This is a genomic window from Micromonospora sp. NPDC057141, assembly GCF_042670805.1.
Lineage (GTDB): Bacteria > Actinomycetota > Actinomycetes > Mycobacteriales > Micromonosporaceae > Micromonospora.
The window spans coordinates 1-14,676 of record NZ_JBHUVA010000008.1 but is presented as its reverse complement, the minus strand read 5'-3'; the positions used below and the strand labels follow the sequence as shown (position 1 = coordinate 14,676).

Genomic DNA, 14,676 nt, shown 5'->3' with positions numbered 1-14,676 from the left:
ATGGGCAGTGGAATGTGGTCAACCGACGTGTACGACGCCGCCGACCGGTACCGCCGGACCACCGGCAAGAGCGCGTTCGCGTACAGCGACAGCGGGGCGCGCAAGGTGCACCCCGCGCTCGACCCGCTCGGCGCGACCCGGGAGAGCCGCGACTCGGCCGAGCACCCCCAGTCGACCGCGATCTCGGTGCTGTTCGACGTCACCGGCTCCATGGGGCACGTGCCCCGCACCCTCCAGACCAAGCTGCCGCAGTTGCTCGGGCTCCTGCTCCGCCAGGGGTACGCCCGCGACCCGCAGATCATGTTCGGCGCGATCGGCGACGCCACCTGCGACCGGGTGCCGTTGCAGGTCGGCCAGTTCGAGTCGGACAACCGGATGGACGACGACCTCGGCCGGATCGTGCTGGAGGGCGGCGGCGGCGGACAGATGACCGAGTCGTACGAGCTGGCCATGTACTTCATGGCCCGGCGCACCGCCACCGACTCCTGGGAGAAGCGGGGCCGGCGCGGCTACCTGTTCATCATCGGCGACGAGCTGGCCTACCCCCGGGTGGACCGGCGGCAGGTGAGCCCGCTCATCGGCGACGACCTCGGCGAGGACGTGCCGCTGCGGCAGATCGTCGACGAGGTGACCCGGCGCTGGGACACCTACTACCTGCTCCCCGCCGGCAGCCACTACGCCGGCAACGCGAAGGTGCTGGACTTCTGGCGCGACCTGCTCGGGCAGAACGCCGTCGTGCTCGACGACCTCGACGCGGTCTGCGAGACCATCGCGCTCACCGTCGGGCTCGGCGAGCAGGCCGTCGACCTGGACCAGGGCCTGGCCGACCTCAAGAAGGCCGGCTCGACGGCCACCGGCACCGTGTCGAAGGCGCTGGCCCGCCTCGGCCGGGGCCCCCGCGACCAGGTGGACACGCTGCCCGCGCCGTCGACGCCGCCCGCGCCGGGTTCGTCGACGCCGGTCGTGCCGGGTTCGTCGACGCCGGTCGCTCCCCGGGGAGTGACCCGGCTGTGAACCACGTGCTGGTGGTCGACCTCGGCTACGGCGACGCCGGCAAGGGCACCGTCGTGGACTGGCTCTGCGCCACCCGGCCCGTCCACACGGTGATCCGCTTCAACGGGGGCGCGCAGGCGGCGCACAACGTCGTCCTGCACGACGGGCGGCACCACACGTTCGCGCAGTTCGGGGCGGGCACCTTCCGCCCCGGCGTGCGGACCCACCTGTCCCGGCACGTGGTGGTGGACCCGCTCGCCCTGGCCGCCGAGGCCGACCACCTCACCACGGTGGGCGTGCCCGACGCGCTCGACCGGCTCACCGTCGACGGGGAGGCGCTGCTGGCCACCCCGTACCACCGGGCCGCAAACCGGGCCCGCGAGCTGGCCCGGGGAGCCGACCGGCACGGCTCCTGCGGGCTGGGGGTGGGCGAGGCCGTCGCGTACGGGCTCGCCCACGCCGACGAGGCGCCCCGGGTGGCGGACTGCCGCACCCCGGCGGTGCTGCGCCGCCGGCTCGCCGCGCTGCGCGACCGGCTCACCGCTGAACTCGGCCCGCTGGACGCCCCGCCCGTCGACGACTGCCTGCCCGCGTTCACCGCGTTCGCCGAGCAGGTGGCGATCGTCGACCGGGCCCACCTGGCCGGGGTGCTGCGCGCCGGCACCTGCGTCTTCGAGGGGGCGCAGGGGGTGCTGCTCGACGAGTGGCACGGCTTCCACCCGTACACGACGTGGAGCACCACCACGTTCGCCAACGCGGAGGGGCTGCTCGCCGAGGCGGGGCTGGCCGGCACCGCCGAGCGGCTGGGCGTGCTGCGCATCGCCACCACCCGGCACGGCCCCGGCCCCCTGGTCACCGAGGATCCGGCGCTGCCGCTGACCGACCCGCACAACGCCACCAACCCCTGGCAGGGGCGGTTCCGGTTCGGCCACTTCGACGCGGTCGCCCACCGGTACGCCCTCGACGTGACCGGCGGCGTCGACGGACTCGCCCTCACCCATCTCGACCTGGCCGACCAGCCGCTCTCCGGCCGGGGGCTGGCCGGCCGAGGGCTGCGGATCTGCCGCCGCTACGACAGCACCGACCGGCTGGAGCCCGGCCCAGCCGGCGACCTGGCCCGCCAGGCCGCCCTCACGACCCGCCTGCTCGCGGCCCGCCCGGTCTACGACGCCGTCCCGCCCGCCGACTGGCCGGCGGCGGTCGAGGAGGCGCTGGCCACCCCGGTGACGCTCACGTCCCACTCACCCACCGCCGAGGGCAAGGCTGTAAGGAAGGGCACCTTATTAACGCCTTTTGTATAGGAAGGGCCCCTTCCTAACACTGCCACGGCAGAGCATGAGGGCATGCAGTCGGTGCTCGACCTGCTCCACGACACGGTCACCTCGCCGTGGGTCTACCTGGTGATCTTCGTGGTCACCGCGGTCGACGCCGTCTTCCCGGCCGTACCCGGCGAGACGGTCGTGGTGACCGCCGGGGTGTTCGCGGTCGGCGGGCAGCCGGACCTGACCATGGTGATCGTGCTGGCCGCCCTCGGCGCGCTGGCCGGCGACCACCTGTCGTACGCCATCGGTCGGGGCGGCGGCGCGCACCGGCTCGCCCGGCTGCCGGCGGACAGCCGGCGGCGCGCCGGGTCGGAGTGGGCCCGTCGGGCGGTCGACCGGCGCGGCGGCATGATCCTCACCACCGCCCGCTATGTCCCCGGCGGACGCACGGCGGTGACCCTGACGATGGGCGCGGTCCGCTACCCGCTGCGGTCGTTCGTGCTCTTCGACGCGCTGGCCACCACCACCTGGGCGGCGTACTGCGGGCTCCTCGGCTACTTCGGCGGGCTGGCCTTCGAACGGGAGCCGGTCAAGGGCATCCTGGCCGGGGTCGGGCTGTCGGTCGCGATCACCGGCCTGCTGGAGGCCGCCCGCTGGCTTCGGCTCCGCGCCCGCCGCCACGCCGCCACCCGCCGCTGAGTCGCGCCGCGCCCGTAACGGCCTCTGGCCAGGCGAGGGCCAGGCCCGTGCCGCCCTCACGCCGACAGCGGGGGCAGGGCCTCCCGTCAGGTACGTCGACATCGCCTCCCGGGTGCGCGGCAGGCCGTAGCCCGCGACGAGCCAGGCGAAGCCGCCGGACGTCCGGCCGTCGAGCAGCCAGGGCTCCGGCGATCGGGCCAGCACCTCGACGAGCCGCCGCTGCCGTGGGGCAAGGACGGCGGGAGGCGTTCCGTAACGACTGCAGGCCCGACCGGCCTCGGCGTCGAGCCTCCGCGTCGGGTGTCAACAGGGGGCCCTTCCTATACAGAAAGCGCTAACAGGGGGCCCTTCCTTACCCCCCAGGGTGCCAGGTGTAGCCGCGGAGGAGTTGGTCGGCGCCGAGCCAGGCGACGTTCATCATCCGGGTGGCCGTCTTCTCCGGGTCGGCCTCCGGGTGGTCGGCGAGCCAGTCGGCCAGCGACTCGCTCGCGCCGACCAGGGCGTACGCGACGACCTCCAGGTCGGTGGCGCTCACCTCGCGGCCCCGGGCGCGCAGCGCGTGGTCGAGCATCCCGGCGACCACTTCGACGAGCCGGGCCCGCATGGCGGCGAGTTCCCCGGCGAACGGCTGGGAGCCCCGGGCCTGCCGGTAGAGCACCGCCCAGCCGTCGCGGTGCGCGCCGACGAAGCCGAAGAAGGCGCGCAGGCCGCGCCAGAGCCGCTCGTCGGCGTCGAGGTCGGGGGCGGCGGCCCCGGCGATCGCCTCGGTCATGCGGGTGCCCTCGCGGTGCAGGCAGGCGACGAAGAGCTCCTCCTTGCTGCCCAGGTACGCGTACACCATGGGTTTGGAGATGCCCGCGACCTCGGCTATCTCGTCCATGCTGGCCGCGTGGAAGCCGCGTCGGGAGAAGACCCGGACGGCCGCGTCGAGCATCTGCTGCTCGCGTACGGCCCGGGGGAGGCGCTTGAAGGTGGGGGTGCTGGACACCTTGCAAGCATACCTACTCGTGCGTAAGGTTACGCCGGAGTAACCACAGTTGCCGCCCGAGAGGTGCACCTTCCATGACTGACTTCGACCCGGCCAACTTCGCCAACTACGGCCCGAAGGAGTTCGCCCAGCTGGTCAAGTCCACCCCCGACGACAAGATCGCCGAGGTGATGTCCGGCGACCTGCGCGGCAAGGTCCTGAGCGAGGTCTTCGGCCGGATGCCGACGCTGTTCCGCGCCGACCGGGCCGGCTCCACCAACGCGGTGATCCACTGGGGCATCACCGGCCGCCCCGACGGCGGGACGGACACCTACGAGATCGTCGTCGCCGACGGCGCGTGCACGGTCAACGAGACCCCGCAGCACGACCCCAAGCTGAGCCTCACCATGGGCCCGCTGGAGTTCCTGAAGATCGTCTCCGGCGGCGCGAACCCGGTGATGATGTTCATGACCGGCAAGCTGAAGGCCAAGGGCGACCTGGGCCTCGCGGCCAACATCGCCAACCTGTTCAACATCCCCAAGGCCTGACGATGGCCGAATTCTCGCTCGACCTGAACGAAGAGCAGCGGGACCTGCGGGACTGGGTGCACGGCTTCGCCGCCGAGGTCGTGCGCCCGGCCGCCGCCGAGTGGGACGAGCGGGAGGAAACCCCCTGGCCCGTCATCCAGGAGGCGGCGAAGGTCGGGCTGTACGGCTTCGAGTTCCTCGCCACCTGCTGGGCCGACCCCACCGGCCTGTCCCTGCCCATCGCCAGCGAGGAGCTCTTCTGGGGCGACGCCGGCATCGGCCTGGGCATCTTCGGCACCTCCCTCGCCGTGGCCGCCATCTACGGCGCGGGCACCCCCGACCAGCTCGTCGAATGGGTGCCCCAGTGCTTCGGCGACGCCGACTCCCCCGCCGTCGCCGCGTTCTGCACCACCGAGCCGGAGGCCGGCTCCGACGTCGGCGCGATGCGTACCCGGGCCGTCTACGACGAGGCCAGCGACGAGTGGGTGCTGCGCGGGCAGAAGGCGTACGCCACCAACGGCGGGATCGCCGGGGTGCACGTGGTCACCGCCTCGGTCGACCCGACGCTCGGCTCGCGCGGCCAGGCCGCGTTCGTCGTACCCCCGGGCACCGCCGGGTTGAGCGCGACCCGGAAGCTGCGCAAGCTGGGGCTACGCGCCTCGCACACGGCGGACGTGTTCCTCGACGACGTCCGGGTCCCCGGCCGCTGCCTGCTCGGCGGCAAGGAGGCCCTGGACGAGCGGCTGGCCCGCGCCCATTCCGGCCAGAAGGCCACTGGCCAGGCCGCCATGCGCACGTTCGAGCTGTCCCGGCCCACCGTCGGCGCGCAGGCGCTCGGCGTGGCCCGTGCCGCCTACGAGTACGCGCTGGACTACGCGAAGGACCGGGTCCAGTTCGGCCGGCCGATCATCGAGAACCAGGCGGTCGCGTTCGCGCTGGCCGACATGAAGATGGAGATCGACGCCGCCCGGCTGCTGGTTTGGCGGGCCTCCTGGATGGGGCGCAACAACCGCCCGTTCACCGCCGGCGAGGGCTCGATGTCCAAGCTCAAGGCCGGCGAGGTGGCCGTGTCGGTCACCGAGAAGGCCGTGCAGCTGCTCGGCGGGGCCGGCTTCCTGCGGGACCATCCCGTCGAACGCTGGTACCGGGACGCCAAGATCTACACCATCTTCGAGGGCACGTCGGAGATCCAGCGGCTGGTGATCTCCCGGGCCATCTCCGGCGTCCACGTCCGCTGACCCCGACCCGCGCCGCACGACCCCAGGTGGGGCCGGCGCGCACGCCACCGAAGGAGGCCCGCGGATGGATCTGCCGTTCACCGTCGCCACGCTGACCCGGCGCGGGCTGCTCACCCCGGGCCAGCCGATCCGGGTCGCCGCACAACTCAACGCGCTGCGCCGGTGGGGCTGGAGCCTCGCCGGCGAGCTGCGCCAGGCCGCCGCCCGGGACCCGGGCCGCATCGCCGTCGTCGACGAGCAGGGCGCCGAGCTGACGTACGGCGCCCTGCTCGACCGCGCCGAACGGCTGGCGAAGTCGCTGCGCGGCGGGCTCGGCGTGCACAGCGGGGACCGCATCGGGCTGCTCTGCCGAAACCACCACGGGCTGGTCGAGGCGATGGTCGCGACCACCCTGCTCGGCGCGGACGCGGTGCTGGTCAACACGGGGCTCTCCGCCGCGCAGCTCGCCACCGTCGCCGAGGAGCAGGGGCTGAAGGTCCTCGTGCACGACGCCGAGTTCGCCGAGCGGGCCCTCGGCCTCCCCGCCGAACTGCCGCGGGTCGACGAGGCCCGGTTGGAGGAGCTGATCGCGGGGGCGCTGCCCGGCGACCTCCAGCCGCCGCCGCGCGAGGGCCGCACCATCGTGCTGACCTCCGGCACCACCGGCGCGCCCAAGGGCGCACGCCGCCCCACCCCGCACGGCTTCGGCCCGCTCGTGTCCATCATCGACCGCATCCCGCTGCGCGTCCGGGACACCGTGCTGATCGCCGCGCCGCTGTTCCACACCTGGGGGTACGCGGCCCTCCAGGTCTGCTTCGCCCTGCGGGCGACCATCGTGCTGCACCGCCGCTTCGACCCGTCCGCCACGCTGGACGCGCTCGTGGCGCGGCGCTGCGACGCCATGTTCGCCGTGCCGGTGATGGTGCAGCGGCTGATGGAGGTGCCACCGCCCGAACCGAAGCCGGCCCTGAAGGTGGTCGCGCTCAGCGGGTCGGCGCTGCCCGGCGGGCTGGCGCTGCGCTTCATGGACGCCTACGGCGACGTCCTCTACAACCTGTACGGCTCGACCGAGGTGTCCTGGGCGTCCATCGCCGGCCCCGCCGAGCTGCGGGCCGCCCCGACCACCGCCGGCCGCCCGCCGCACGGCACCCGGCTGCGCATCCTCGACGACGAGGGCCAGCCGGTCCCCACCGGCCGGGTCGGGCGGATCTTCGTCGGCAACGAGATGCTCTTCGAGGGCTACACCTCGGGCGCCGCCCGGGAGAGCCGGGACGGGCTGCTGGACACCGGCGACCTCGGCCGGGTCAACGCCGACGGGCTGCTCTTCGTCGACGGGCGGGCCGACGACATGATCGTCTCCGGCGGGGAGAACGTCTTCCCGTCCGAGGTGGAGAACCTGGTCGCCCGGCTGCCCCAGGTCCGGGAGGTCGCCGTGATCGGCATGCCCGACGAGGAGTACGGCCAGCGGCTCGCCGCGTTCCTCGCCCTGCACCCCGGCGAGACCCTGGACCCGGAGGCGGTCCGCGAGTACGTCCGGCACTACCTGGCCCGGTTCAGCGTCCCCCGCGACGTGGTCTTCGTGAAGTACCTGCCGCGCAACGCCACCGGCAAGGTGCTCACCCGCGAGCTGCGCCGCTACGTCGGCTGACCGGGGATGGTGATCCGGCCGTCGGCCGCTGCGGCGGCGATGTCGGTACGGTGGTGCGAGCCCGCCAGCCCGATGCCAGCCACCAGCTCGTACGCGGCGTCGCGCGCGGCGGCGAGGGTGGGGCCGGTGGCCGTACCGCAGAGGACCCGGCCCCCGGCGGAGAGCAACGCGCCGTCGGCGGCCCGGCGGGCGGTGCCCGCGTGGATGACGCCCGGACGGTCGGCGCCGGTGATCACGTCGCCGGTGCGCGGGGTGCCCGGGTAGTTGCCGGCGGCCACGACCACGGTCACCGCCGCGCCGTCGCGCCAGCGCAGCGGCGGGTGGTCGGCGAGGGTGCCGGTGGCGGCGGCGTGCAGCAGGCCGCCGAGCGGCGTCTCCAGCAGCGCCAGCACGACCTGGGTCTCCGGGTCGCCGAAGCGGGCGTTGAACTCGATCACCCGGGGGCCGGCGGCGGTCATCGCCAGGCCGACGTAGAGCAGGCCGGCGAACGGGGTGCCCCGGCGGCGCATCTCGGCCAGCGTCGGGTGCACGACGTCGGCCATGACCTCGTCAACGAGGCCGGGCGGGGCCCAGGGCAGCGGCGCGTACGCCCCCATGCCGCCGGTGTTCGGGCCGGCGTCGCCGTCGCCGACCCGCTTGAAGTCCTGCGCGGGCAGCAGCGGCAGCGCCGCCTCGCCGTCGGTGACCACGAAGAGGGAGACCTCGGGACCGGCCAGGTATTCCTCCACGACGACCCGGCCGCACTCGGCGGCGTGCGCCAGCGCAGCGGCCCGGTCGTCGGTGACGACGACGCCCTTGCCGGCGGCCAGCCCGTCGTTCTTCACCACGTACGGCGGGCCGAACTCGTCCAGCGCCTGGGCCGTGCTCTCGGGATCCGTGCAGGTGTACGCCCGCGCGGTGGGCACCCCGGCGGCGGTCATCACGTCCTTGGCGAACGTCTTCGAACCCTCCAGCCGGGCGGCCTCGGCGGACGGCCCGAACGCGGCGATGCCCTTGGCGCGTACGGCGTCGGCGACCCCGGCCACCAGCGGCGCCTCGGGGCCGATCACCACCAGGTCGGCGACGGTCTCCACGGCCAGCGCGGCGACGGCTGCGGGGTCGACGGCGTCCACCGCCCGCAGCTCGGCCACCTCGGCGATCCCCGGATTACCGGGCGCCGCGATCAGCCCCTCGACGGCCGGATCGGTTGCGAGCCCCAGGGCGAGCGCATGCTCCCGCCCGCCACCACCCAGAAGAAGTACGCGCACGCCCACGAACTCTACCCACCCCCGCTGCCCGCCCCGCCCAACCCCCGCCCAGCCCCGCCCCCTGCCCCACCCCCACCCCGGTGATCAAGAGATTTGCGTCAAGTTCGATCTTCAATCTGACCGAATCCTCTTGATCACCGGGGCGGGGTGGGCGAGGTGAGGGAGGGAAGAGGTGGGGTGGGGGTGGGGGTGGGGGTCAGTGGGTCAGTGGGGGGTGGGGGGTGGATAGGGCCTGGCGGATCGTCCAGGGGATGTAGTCCGGGTTCAGCGTGTCGGACCAGGTGAATCGGAGCACTCGCCAGCCCGCGTTGACCAGGCGGTTCTGCCGCCGCCGGTCGGCCAGGAGTGCCTCCGGTGAGCTGTGCGGGCCGGCCCCGTCGGCTTCGGCGATCAGTCGAGCCGCACGCCAGCCCAGGTCACCGACGCCGAGGAGGTGCCCGTCCTCGTCACGTACCTGAAGTTGCAGCGTGTCCGGGGGGACACCGCCGTCGACGCATCTCAGCCGGGACCGGGTTTCCAACGGTGACTGCGCCCGGCCGTCCGCCTCTCCCAGATATCCCCGAGCGGCAACGGCACCCCTCCGTCCCCGGATGAGCGCCCCCGCCGTGGCCAGGTCGTCCGGGGTGACGAATCCGCCGCTCAGCGCCGAGTCGAGCACGGACACCGCCGGGTATCTCTCCTGCCGGAGGATCACATCGGTGATGGTGCGCAGCGGAGACGTCACGGGAATGCCGGCCACCCGGACGATGTCCCCGGCCACGGTGGTGAGCTGGTGGACCGTAAGCGCGGGGTCGCTGTTCCGCTGCGGCCGGGGACGGCTCACCGGCACGGAGACGTGGATGGTCGAGCTGCGACGCAGGCCGGCGATGCCGTGCAGCTCCAGTGCCGTGTCGAGCACCGCGAAGGCCCCCGGCCCGAGACTGGCCACCGCAGCACGGACCCGGGCCCGGACGGTCGCCGGGCCGCCCAGCTCGCTGGCGGGGGCGAAGCAGCCGCGCGCCAGCCGCACCCACCGGCCTGAACGCCAGAGGTGCCGGATCTGGTCGCGGCTCAGCCCGGCCGCCTGCGCCTGGGCGATGGTGACCATTCCGTCCTGCCCGGCGGCGATCTGGTGGACGAGTTCCAACGGCGTCACCACCCCACCCTGCCCCGCCCACCCCACAGACCTCGACCCCTGTGGATAACCCTGTGGATATCGAGGCAGGACGATAGGTGATCAAGAGGTTTGCGTCAGCGGCGAGCACTCTCGCGACGCAAACCTCTTGATCACCGACGGCAACCGGCGGGGGCGGGGAGGGGGGAGCGGGAGCGGGGGCGGGAGGCCGGGGTGGGAGGCCGGGGGTCAGGGGAGGAGGGGGTGGCGGGTCACGTTCTCCTCGCGGCCTGGGCCTACCCCCACGATGCTGACACGGGTGGCGCAGAGTTCCTCGATCCGTGCGATGTAGCGTCGCGCGTTCTCCGGCAACTCGTCCTCGGTCCTCGCCTTGGTGATGTCCTCCCACCAGCCGTCGTGCTCCTCGTAGATCGGCGTGGCATGGTGGAAGTCGGTCTGCGTCATCGGCATGTCGTCGAAGCGCTCGCCGTTGATCTCGTACCCGACGCAGAGCGGGACCTTCGGCAGGCCGGTGAGCACGTCCAGCTTGGTGATCACCAGGTCGGTGACGCCGTTGAGGCGGCACGCGTACCGGGCGACGACGGCGTCGAACCAGCCGCAGCGGCGCTCCCGGCCGGTGGTCGTGCCGTACTCGTGGCCGACCTTGCGCAGGTGCTGGCCGTTGTCGTCGAACAGCTCCGTCGGGAACGGGCCGGAGCCGACCCGCGTGGTGTACGCCTTGCTCACCGCGATGACCTTGTTGATCGCGGTCGGCGGGATGCCCGCGCCCACGCACGCCCCGCCCGCCGTCGGGTTCGACGAGGTCACGAAGGGGTACGTGCCGTGGTCCATGTCGAGCATGGTGGCCTGGGCACCCTCCAGCAGCACCGTCTCGCCCCGGTCCAGGGCGTCCCAGAGCATCACCCGGGTCTCGGCGATGTACGGCTTGAGCCGCTCGGCGTAGGCCAGGTATTCCTCGACGGTCGCGTCGACGTCCATCGCCTTGCGGTTGTAGACCTTGAACAGGATCTGGTTCTTCTCGCGCAGGGCGAGTTCCAGCTTCTTGCGCAGGATGCCCGGGTCGAGCAGGTCCTGGAGCCGGATGCCCATCCGGGCGACCTTGTCACCGTACGCCGGGCCGATGCCCCGGCCGGTGGTGCCGATCCGGGCGCTGCCCAGGTAGCGCTCGACGACCCGGTCCAGGGCCCGGTGGTGCGGCATGATCAGGTGCGCGTCGCCGGAGATGCGCAGCCGGGAGACGTCCACGCCGCGCTCGGCGAGGCCGTCGATCTCGGTCAGCAGCACCTTCGGGTCGACCACCACACCGTTGCCGATGATGATCATCGCGCTCGGCGAGAGCGCGCCCGACGGCATCAGGTGCAGCGCGTACTTCTGCCCGTCCGGGGTGATCACCGTGTGGCCGGCGTTGTTGCCGCCGGAGTAGCGCACGACGTAGTCGACCCGCTCACCCAGCAGGTCGGTAACCTTGCCCTTGCCCTCGTCGCCCCACTGAGCGCCGATGAGCACGATCGCTGGCATCTTCTCCGCCTCCAGAAGGCTCGGGTGCCAGGTGGCGACCGGTAAGCGAGCCCGGGGTGTCAGGCTAACAAGAGGTCACGGTGGGACCGGCAGGGGTTCGTCGAAGTCAGGAGGCTCCTTCGTGTACGACGTGGTGCTGCTCACCCTCGGCTCGGGACGGGACGCCCCCGGCGGGGGCTGCGGCAGCGGCGGCGCCTGCTGCGGCGACGGTGCGGCCGGCGGCGGCGCGACCGGTGACGACGGTCACGCCCCGGCCGAACAGCGGTGCGAGACTCCCCGGGTGCCGGTACTGGCCTGCGCGGACGCGCTGACCGCCCGGGGCGCCCGGGTGGAGACGGTCACCGCCCGCTCGGACGCGGAGATCGACGAGGTGCTGGCCCGGTTCGACGCCCCGCCCCGCCCCGACGGGCTCGCCTGGCCCGACCCGGATTCGAAGACCCGGCTGGTCGTCGCCACGGCCAGCGACGGTCAGCTGCGCGCCGTCGTGCGCCGGCTCGTCCGGCGGTACGCTCCGCCGCCCAGCCGCCGCCCGGCCGACCTGCCCGGCGACCGTACGGTGCCGGATCTGCCGCCGCTGGGCGTACTCCCGCTCGATCCGGCCCGTGCCGGCGGGCAGCGCGACCTGGCCGCGCAGCTCGGCCTGCCGCGCGACCCGGTGGCAGTGGCCGCCGCGGTGCTGGACGGCGCTGTCCGGCGGCTGGACCTGCTGCGCAACGACGGCGGGTCGGTGACCCTGGACGGCGCGCTGATCGGCGCCGCCGACGACGCCGGCCGGCCGCTGCACTGGCGGGGGCGGATCGAGGTGGACGACGCCGTGCTCTCGGCCGGCGACGACCCGCTGCTGGCCTGCGCGATCGGCAACGCGGCCGGCTACGCCCGGCTCGACGGGCTGCCGCTGCTCACCGCCGGCGACCCGACGGACGGGCTGGTCGAGGTGGCGGTGGCCGTTCCCGTGGTGACCCGCGCGACGTTGGGTAGGAAACGGGTGCGGTTCGAGGTACGCCGCGCGCGGGGGCGCGCGGTGGCCGTCGTGCCGCGCGACGAGCGGGTGCCGTACCTCGACGACGGGGTCGAGGGCGAGCTGACCCGGAAGCGGTCCTGGTGGATCGAGCCTGCGGCCTGGGCGGTCTACGCGGCCTGACCCGGCGCACCTCCGGGTCGGCCGTCGGCAGCACGGCGGGAGCGCCGGCGGAGACCGGCGTCGATCCCGGCGGCTCGGCTCCGGGGCCTATCCTCGGCAGGAGGAATTGGGAGGAACCGCGTGGACGACAACGCCGACCGGATCCACGTGCCCGGCCAGCAGCCGGCGCCGGAGCGGGACATCGAGCCGCTCTGGCCGCCGGAACCGACCGATCCAGGGCGGGGCGGCTCGGCTCCGGCGTGGGCCGCGACAGCTGCGGCGGGTTCCGCGCCGTACCTGGAGGATCCCGCGCCGCCGTTCGTCGCCTCCGACACCTACCCGTCGCTGGGGGCCACGCCGAGCACCTACGCCCCGTACCAGGTGGCCGGGCCGCAGGACGGCGGGCCCGCCCCGGTGCCGTCGGAGACCGCCTGGGCGCCGCCCGCGGTGAGCGGGGTGCCGGCTCCCCGAGCTGGGCAGCCGGTGCCCGGTCCGGTCGACCTGGACCTGCCCTTCACCCTGGACCCGCAGGCGTCACCCGACCCGCTCCCGGTCGACCAGGACGATGCCTGTGGAGCTGCCCGCACGAACGGGGCAGCGACGGCTGCCGGGCCGCTTCGGGCCACCGAGGAGACGACGGCCGCCGGGCCGGTCCCGGTGGCACCGGGCGTGACGACGGTCGGGAACACCGGCACGAGCGGCAACGGTACGGCTGGCGGCACGGAGGTGCCGGGCGCGACCGACGGGGCGGGTGCCGCAGGCGGGACGGCCGTCACGGCGTCGAACGGCGCGTCGAACGCGTCGAACGGCGAGGGGCGGGCGGCCGAGTCGCCGTGGGCGCTGCCGCCGCAGCGACCCGCGCCGCCTCGGCCGGCCGAGGCGGCACGACCCGCACCGCCGCAGCCGGCCGAGGCGGCGCCGGAACCCGCCGACCGGGTGCCACGACCCGTGCCGCCGCAGCCGGTCGACGCCGCGCCGCGCCCGGTCGACGCCGCGCCGCCACAGCCGCCCGGGCCGTTCCCGCCGGTGATGAACCCGCCCGGGCCGCTGGCCCCCACCCCGTACCCGCCGGCCGTCACCGGGCACGCCCCCGGGGCGGTCGACCCGCACGCGGGGAGCTATCCGGCAACGACGGGCGGGTCCCCGGTGGGGTGGGGTCCCGGACCGCAGCAGCCGCCCGGACCGCAGCAGCCGCCCGCACCGCAGCAGCCGGCCACGCCGGGGTGGTACCCCCCGGGCTGGCCGCCGCAGCCCCCGCAGCCGGTGGCACAGCAGCAGCCGGTGGCACCGGTCCCGCAGCCGCCCTACCGGGAGGCCGACGGGGTGACCCGGGTGCCGGGATACCCGGAACCCGCGTGGACGCCGGACACCGGGGTCGCGCCGACCGCCGAGGACTTCGCCCGCCGCCGGCAGGTGCGCCCGGCCGACCCGGTGGCCACGATGGGCGTACGGGCCGTGGTGAACAAGACGGGGCTGATCAAGCTCCCGCCGGGGCGGCACGAGCAGGAGCTGCGCCACGACATCGAGATGGTGCGTCGCAACTTCGGCGGGCTACGCCAGGTGACCGTGGTCAACCCCAAGGGTGGCGCGGGCAAGACCGTGGCCATCCTGCTGCTCGCCATGACCTTCGGCCAGAAGCGCGGCGGGTACGTGCTGGCCTGGGACAACAACGAGACCCAGGGCACCCTCGGGATGCGCGCCCAGCAGGACTTCCACTCCCGTACGGTGCGCGACATGCTGCGCGACCTCGGCCAGTTCCAGGGCGCGCACGGGCGGGTCGGCGACCTGTCGCAGTACGTCCGCTCGCAGGGCGAGGGGATGTTCGACGTGCTCGCCTCGGACGAGTCGGCCACCGGCGGTGAGATGCTCACCGCTTCGGCGTTCGCCGAGATCCGGGAGGTGGTCAGCCGGTTCTACAAGTTGATCTTCGTGGACACCGGCAACAACGTCCGGGCGCAGAACTGGCAGGCCGCGATGGACGCCACCGACCAACTCGTGGTGACCATGTCGGCCCGTAACGACTCGGCGGAGACGGCCGCCCGGATGCTCGACCACCTGGAGCAGAGCGGGCGGCACCGGCTCGTCCGGCAGGCGGTGACGGTGGTGTCCATGCCGCCGTCGCGCAAGGAGATCGACCTGCCGGCCATCCAGGAGCACTTCGCGGCCCGGACGCGGGCGGTGCTGCTCGCCCCGTACGAGCGGTTGATCGACACCGGCGAGCCGATCCGGTACGGGCAGCTCTCCTCGGCCACCCGCGACGCCTGGCTGAAGATCGCCGCATCGGTGGCCGAGGGGCTCTGACCGGCGCCCGGCTCTGACCGCGCGGGGCCCTGATGAGCGCGGCGGCCGGTCCGACGGATGTCC

Annotated in this window: 12 protein-coding genes; 8 read left to right on the top strand and 4 right to left on the bottom strand. The window is 74.0% G+C overall.

Annotated elements, in window-relative coordinates; all coding sequences use genetic code 11:
* From ACFT41_RS07725 to ACFT41_RS07715, 3 genes are read left to right on the top strand one after another with little or no spacing between them, the layout of a single operon-like run.
* Nucleotides 1-1,014, top strand: coding sequence for a hypothetical protein (locus tag ACFT41_RS07725; RefSeq protein ID WP_377583254.1), 1,014 nt, complete (start codon nucleotides 1-3; stop codon nucleotides 1,012-1,014).
* Nucleotides 1,011-2,294, top strand: a complete 1,284-nt coding sequence (locus ACFT41_RS07720; protein ID WP_377583252.1) for an adenylosuccinate synthetase — start codon at nucleotides 1,011-1,013, stop codon at nucleotides 2,292-2,294. Before ACFT41_RS07725 ends, ACFT41_RS07720 begins: the two co-directional genes overlap by 4 nt.
* Nucleotides 2,295-2,336: 42 nt before the next feature.
* Entirely contained in the window at nucleotides 2,337-2,954 is a 618-nt protein-coding gene (locus tag ACFT41_RS07715) for a DedA family protein (protein ID WP_377583250.1), read from the top strand.
* Between the two features lie 352 nt (nucleotides 2,955-3,306).
* Here the strand turns inward: ACFT41_RS07715 and ACFT41_RS07710 are convergent, their stop codons facing one another.
* Nucleotides 3,307-3,942, bottom strand: a complete 636-nt coding sequence (locus ACFT41_RS07710; RefSeq protein ID WP_377583248.1) for a TetR/AcrR family transcriptional regulator — start codon at nucleotides 3,940-3,942, stop codon at nucleotides 3,307-3,309.
* Nucleotides 3,943-4,016: 74 nt separating this feature from the next.
* Between ACFT41_RS07710 and ACFT41_RS07705 the strand changes: the two genes are divergently transcribed.
* From ACFT41_RS07705 to ACFT41_RS07695, 3 genes are all read left to right on the top strand, one after another.
* Nucleotides 4,017-4,469: an SCP2 sterol-binding domain-containing protein gene (locus tag ACFT41_RS07705; RefSeq protein WP_377583246.1), complete on the top strand. Its 453-nt coding sequence runs from the start codon at nucleotides 4,017-4,019 to the stop codon at nucleotides 4,467-4,469.
* 2 nt (nucleotides 4,470-4,471) lie between these two features.
* Nucleotides 4,472-5,686, top strand: a complete 1,215-nt coding sequence (locus tag ACFT41_RS07700) for an acyl-CoA dehydrogenase family protein (protein WP_377583244.1) — start codon at nucleotides 4,472-4,474, stop codon at nucleotides 5,684-5,686.
* A 64-nt stretch (nucleotides 5,687-5,750) separates the two neighbouring features.
* On the top strand, nucleotides 5,751-7,313 hold the full coding sequence (locus tag ACFT41_RS07695) for an AMP-binding protein (protein WP_377583242.1): 1,563 nt from the start codon (nucleotides 5,751-5,753) through the stop codon (nucleotides 7,311-7,313).
* Here the strand turns inward: ACFT41_RS07695 and purD are convergent.
* The 3 genes from purD to ACFT41_RS07680 form a co-directional block, all read right to left on the bottom strand.
* Nucleotides 7,301-8,560 (bottom strand): phosphoribosylamine--glycine ligase, encoded by a 1,260-nt coding sequence (purD, locus tag ACFT41_RS07690; RefSeq protein WP_377583240.1) that lies wholly within the window; start codon nucleotides 8,558-8,560, stop codon nucleotides 7,301-7,303. The two genes, ACFT41_RS07695 and purD, sit on opposite strands and share 13 nt — an antisense overlap.
* 196 nt (nucleotides 8,561-8,756) lie before the next feature.
* Nucleotides 8,757-9,695 (bottom strand): type IV toxin-antitoxin system AbiEi family antitoxin domain-containing protein, encoded by a 939-nt coding sequence (locus ACFT41_RS07685; RefSeq protein WP_377583238.1) that lies wholly within the window; start codon nucleotides 9,693-9,695, stop codon nucleotides 8,757-8,759.
* Nucleotides 9,696-9,902: 207 nt separating this feature from the next.
* Nucleotides 9,903-11,192: an adenylosuccinate synthase gene (locus tag ACFT41_RS07680; protein WP_377583236.1), complete on the bottom strand. Its 1,290-nt coding sequence runs from the start codon at nucleotides 11,190-11,192 to the stop codon at nucleotides 9,903-9,905.
* 121 nt (nucleotides 11,193-11,313) lie between these two features.
* Here ACFT41_RS07680 and ACFT41_RS07675 point away from each other — a divergent pair, with 121 nt between their 5' ends.
* On the top strand, nucleotides 11,314-12,333 hold the full coding sequence (locus ACFT41_RS07675; RefSeq protein WP_377583234.1) for a hypothetical protein: 1,020 nt from the start codon (nucleotides 11,314-11,316) through the stop codon (nucleotides 12,331-12,333).
* A gap of 120 nt (nucleotides 12,334-12,453) precedes the next feature.
* Nucleotides 12,454-14,613 (top strand): chromosome partitioning protein, encoded by a 2,160-nt coding sequence (locus tag ACFT41_RS07670; RefSeq protein WP_377613762.1) that lies wholly within the window; start codon nucleotides 12,454-12,456, stop codon nucleotides 14,611-14,613.
* Nucleotides 14,614-14,676 lie beyond the last annotated feature (63 nt).

What these genes read in the sequence shown, in the direction of transcription:
- ACFT41_RS07715 (WP_377583250.1), top strand. Translation starts at nt 2,337, where the DNA reads ATGCAGTCGGTGCTCGACCTGCTCCACGACACGGTCACCTCGCCGTGG.
- ACFT41_RS07725 (WP_377583254.1), top strand. Translation starts at nt 1, where the DNA reads ATGGGCAGTGGAATGTGGTCAACCGACGTGTACGACGCCGCCGACCGG.
- ACFT41_RS07680 (WP_377583236.1), bottom strand. Translation starts at nt 11,192, where the DNA reads ATGCCAGCGATCGTGCTCATCGGCGCTCAGTGGGGCGACGAGGGCAAG.
- ACFT41_RS07695 (WP_377583242.1), top strand. Translation starts at nt 5,751, where the DNA reads ATGGATCTGCCGTTCACCGTCGCCACGCTGACCCGGCGCGGGCTGCTC.
- ACFT41_RS07700 (WP_377583244.1), top strand. Translation starts at nt 4,472, where the DNA reads ATGGCCGAATTCTCGCTCGACCTGAACGAAGAGCAGCGGGACCTGCGG.
- ACFT41_RS07705 (WP_377583246.1), top strand. Translation starts at nt 4,017, where the DNA reads ATGACTGACTTCGACCCGGCCAACTTCGCCAACTACGGCCCGAAGGAG.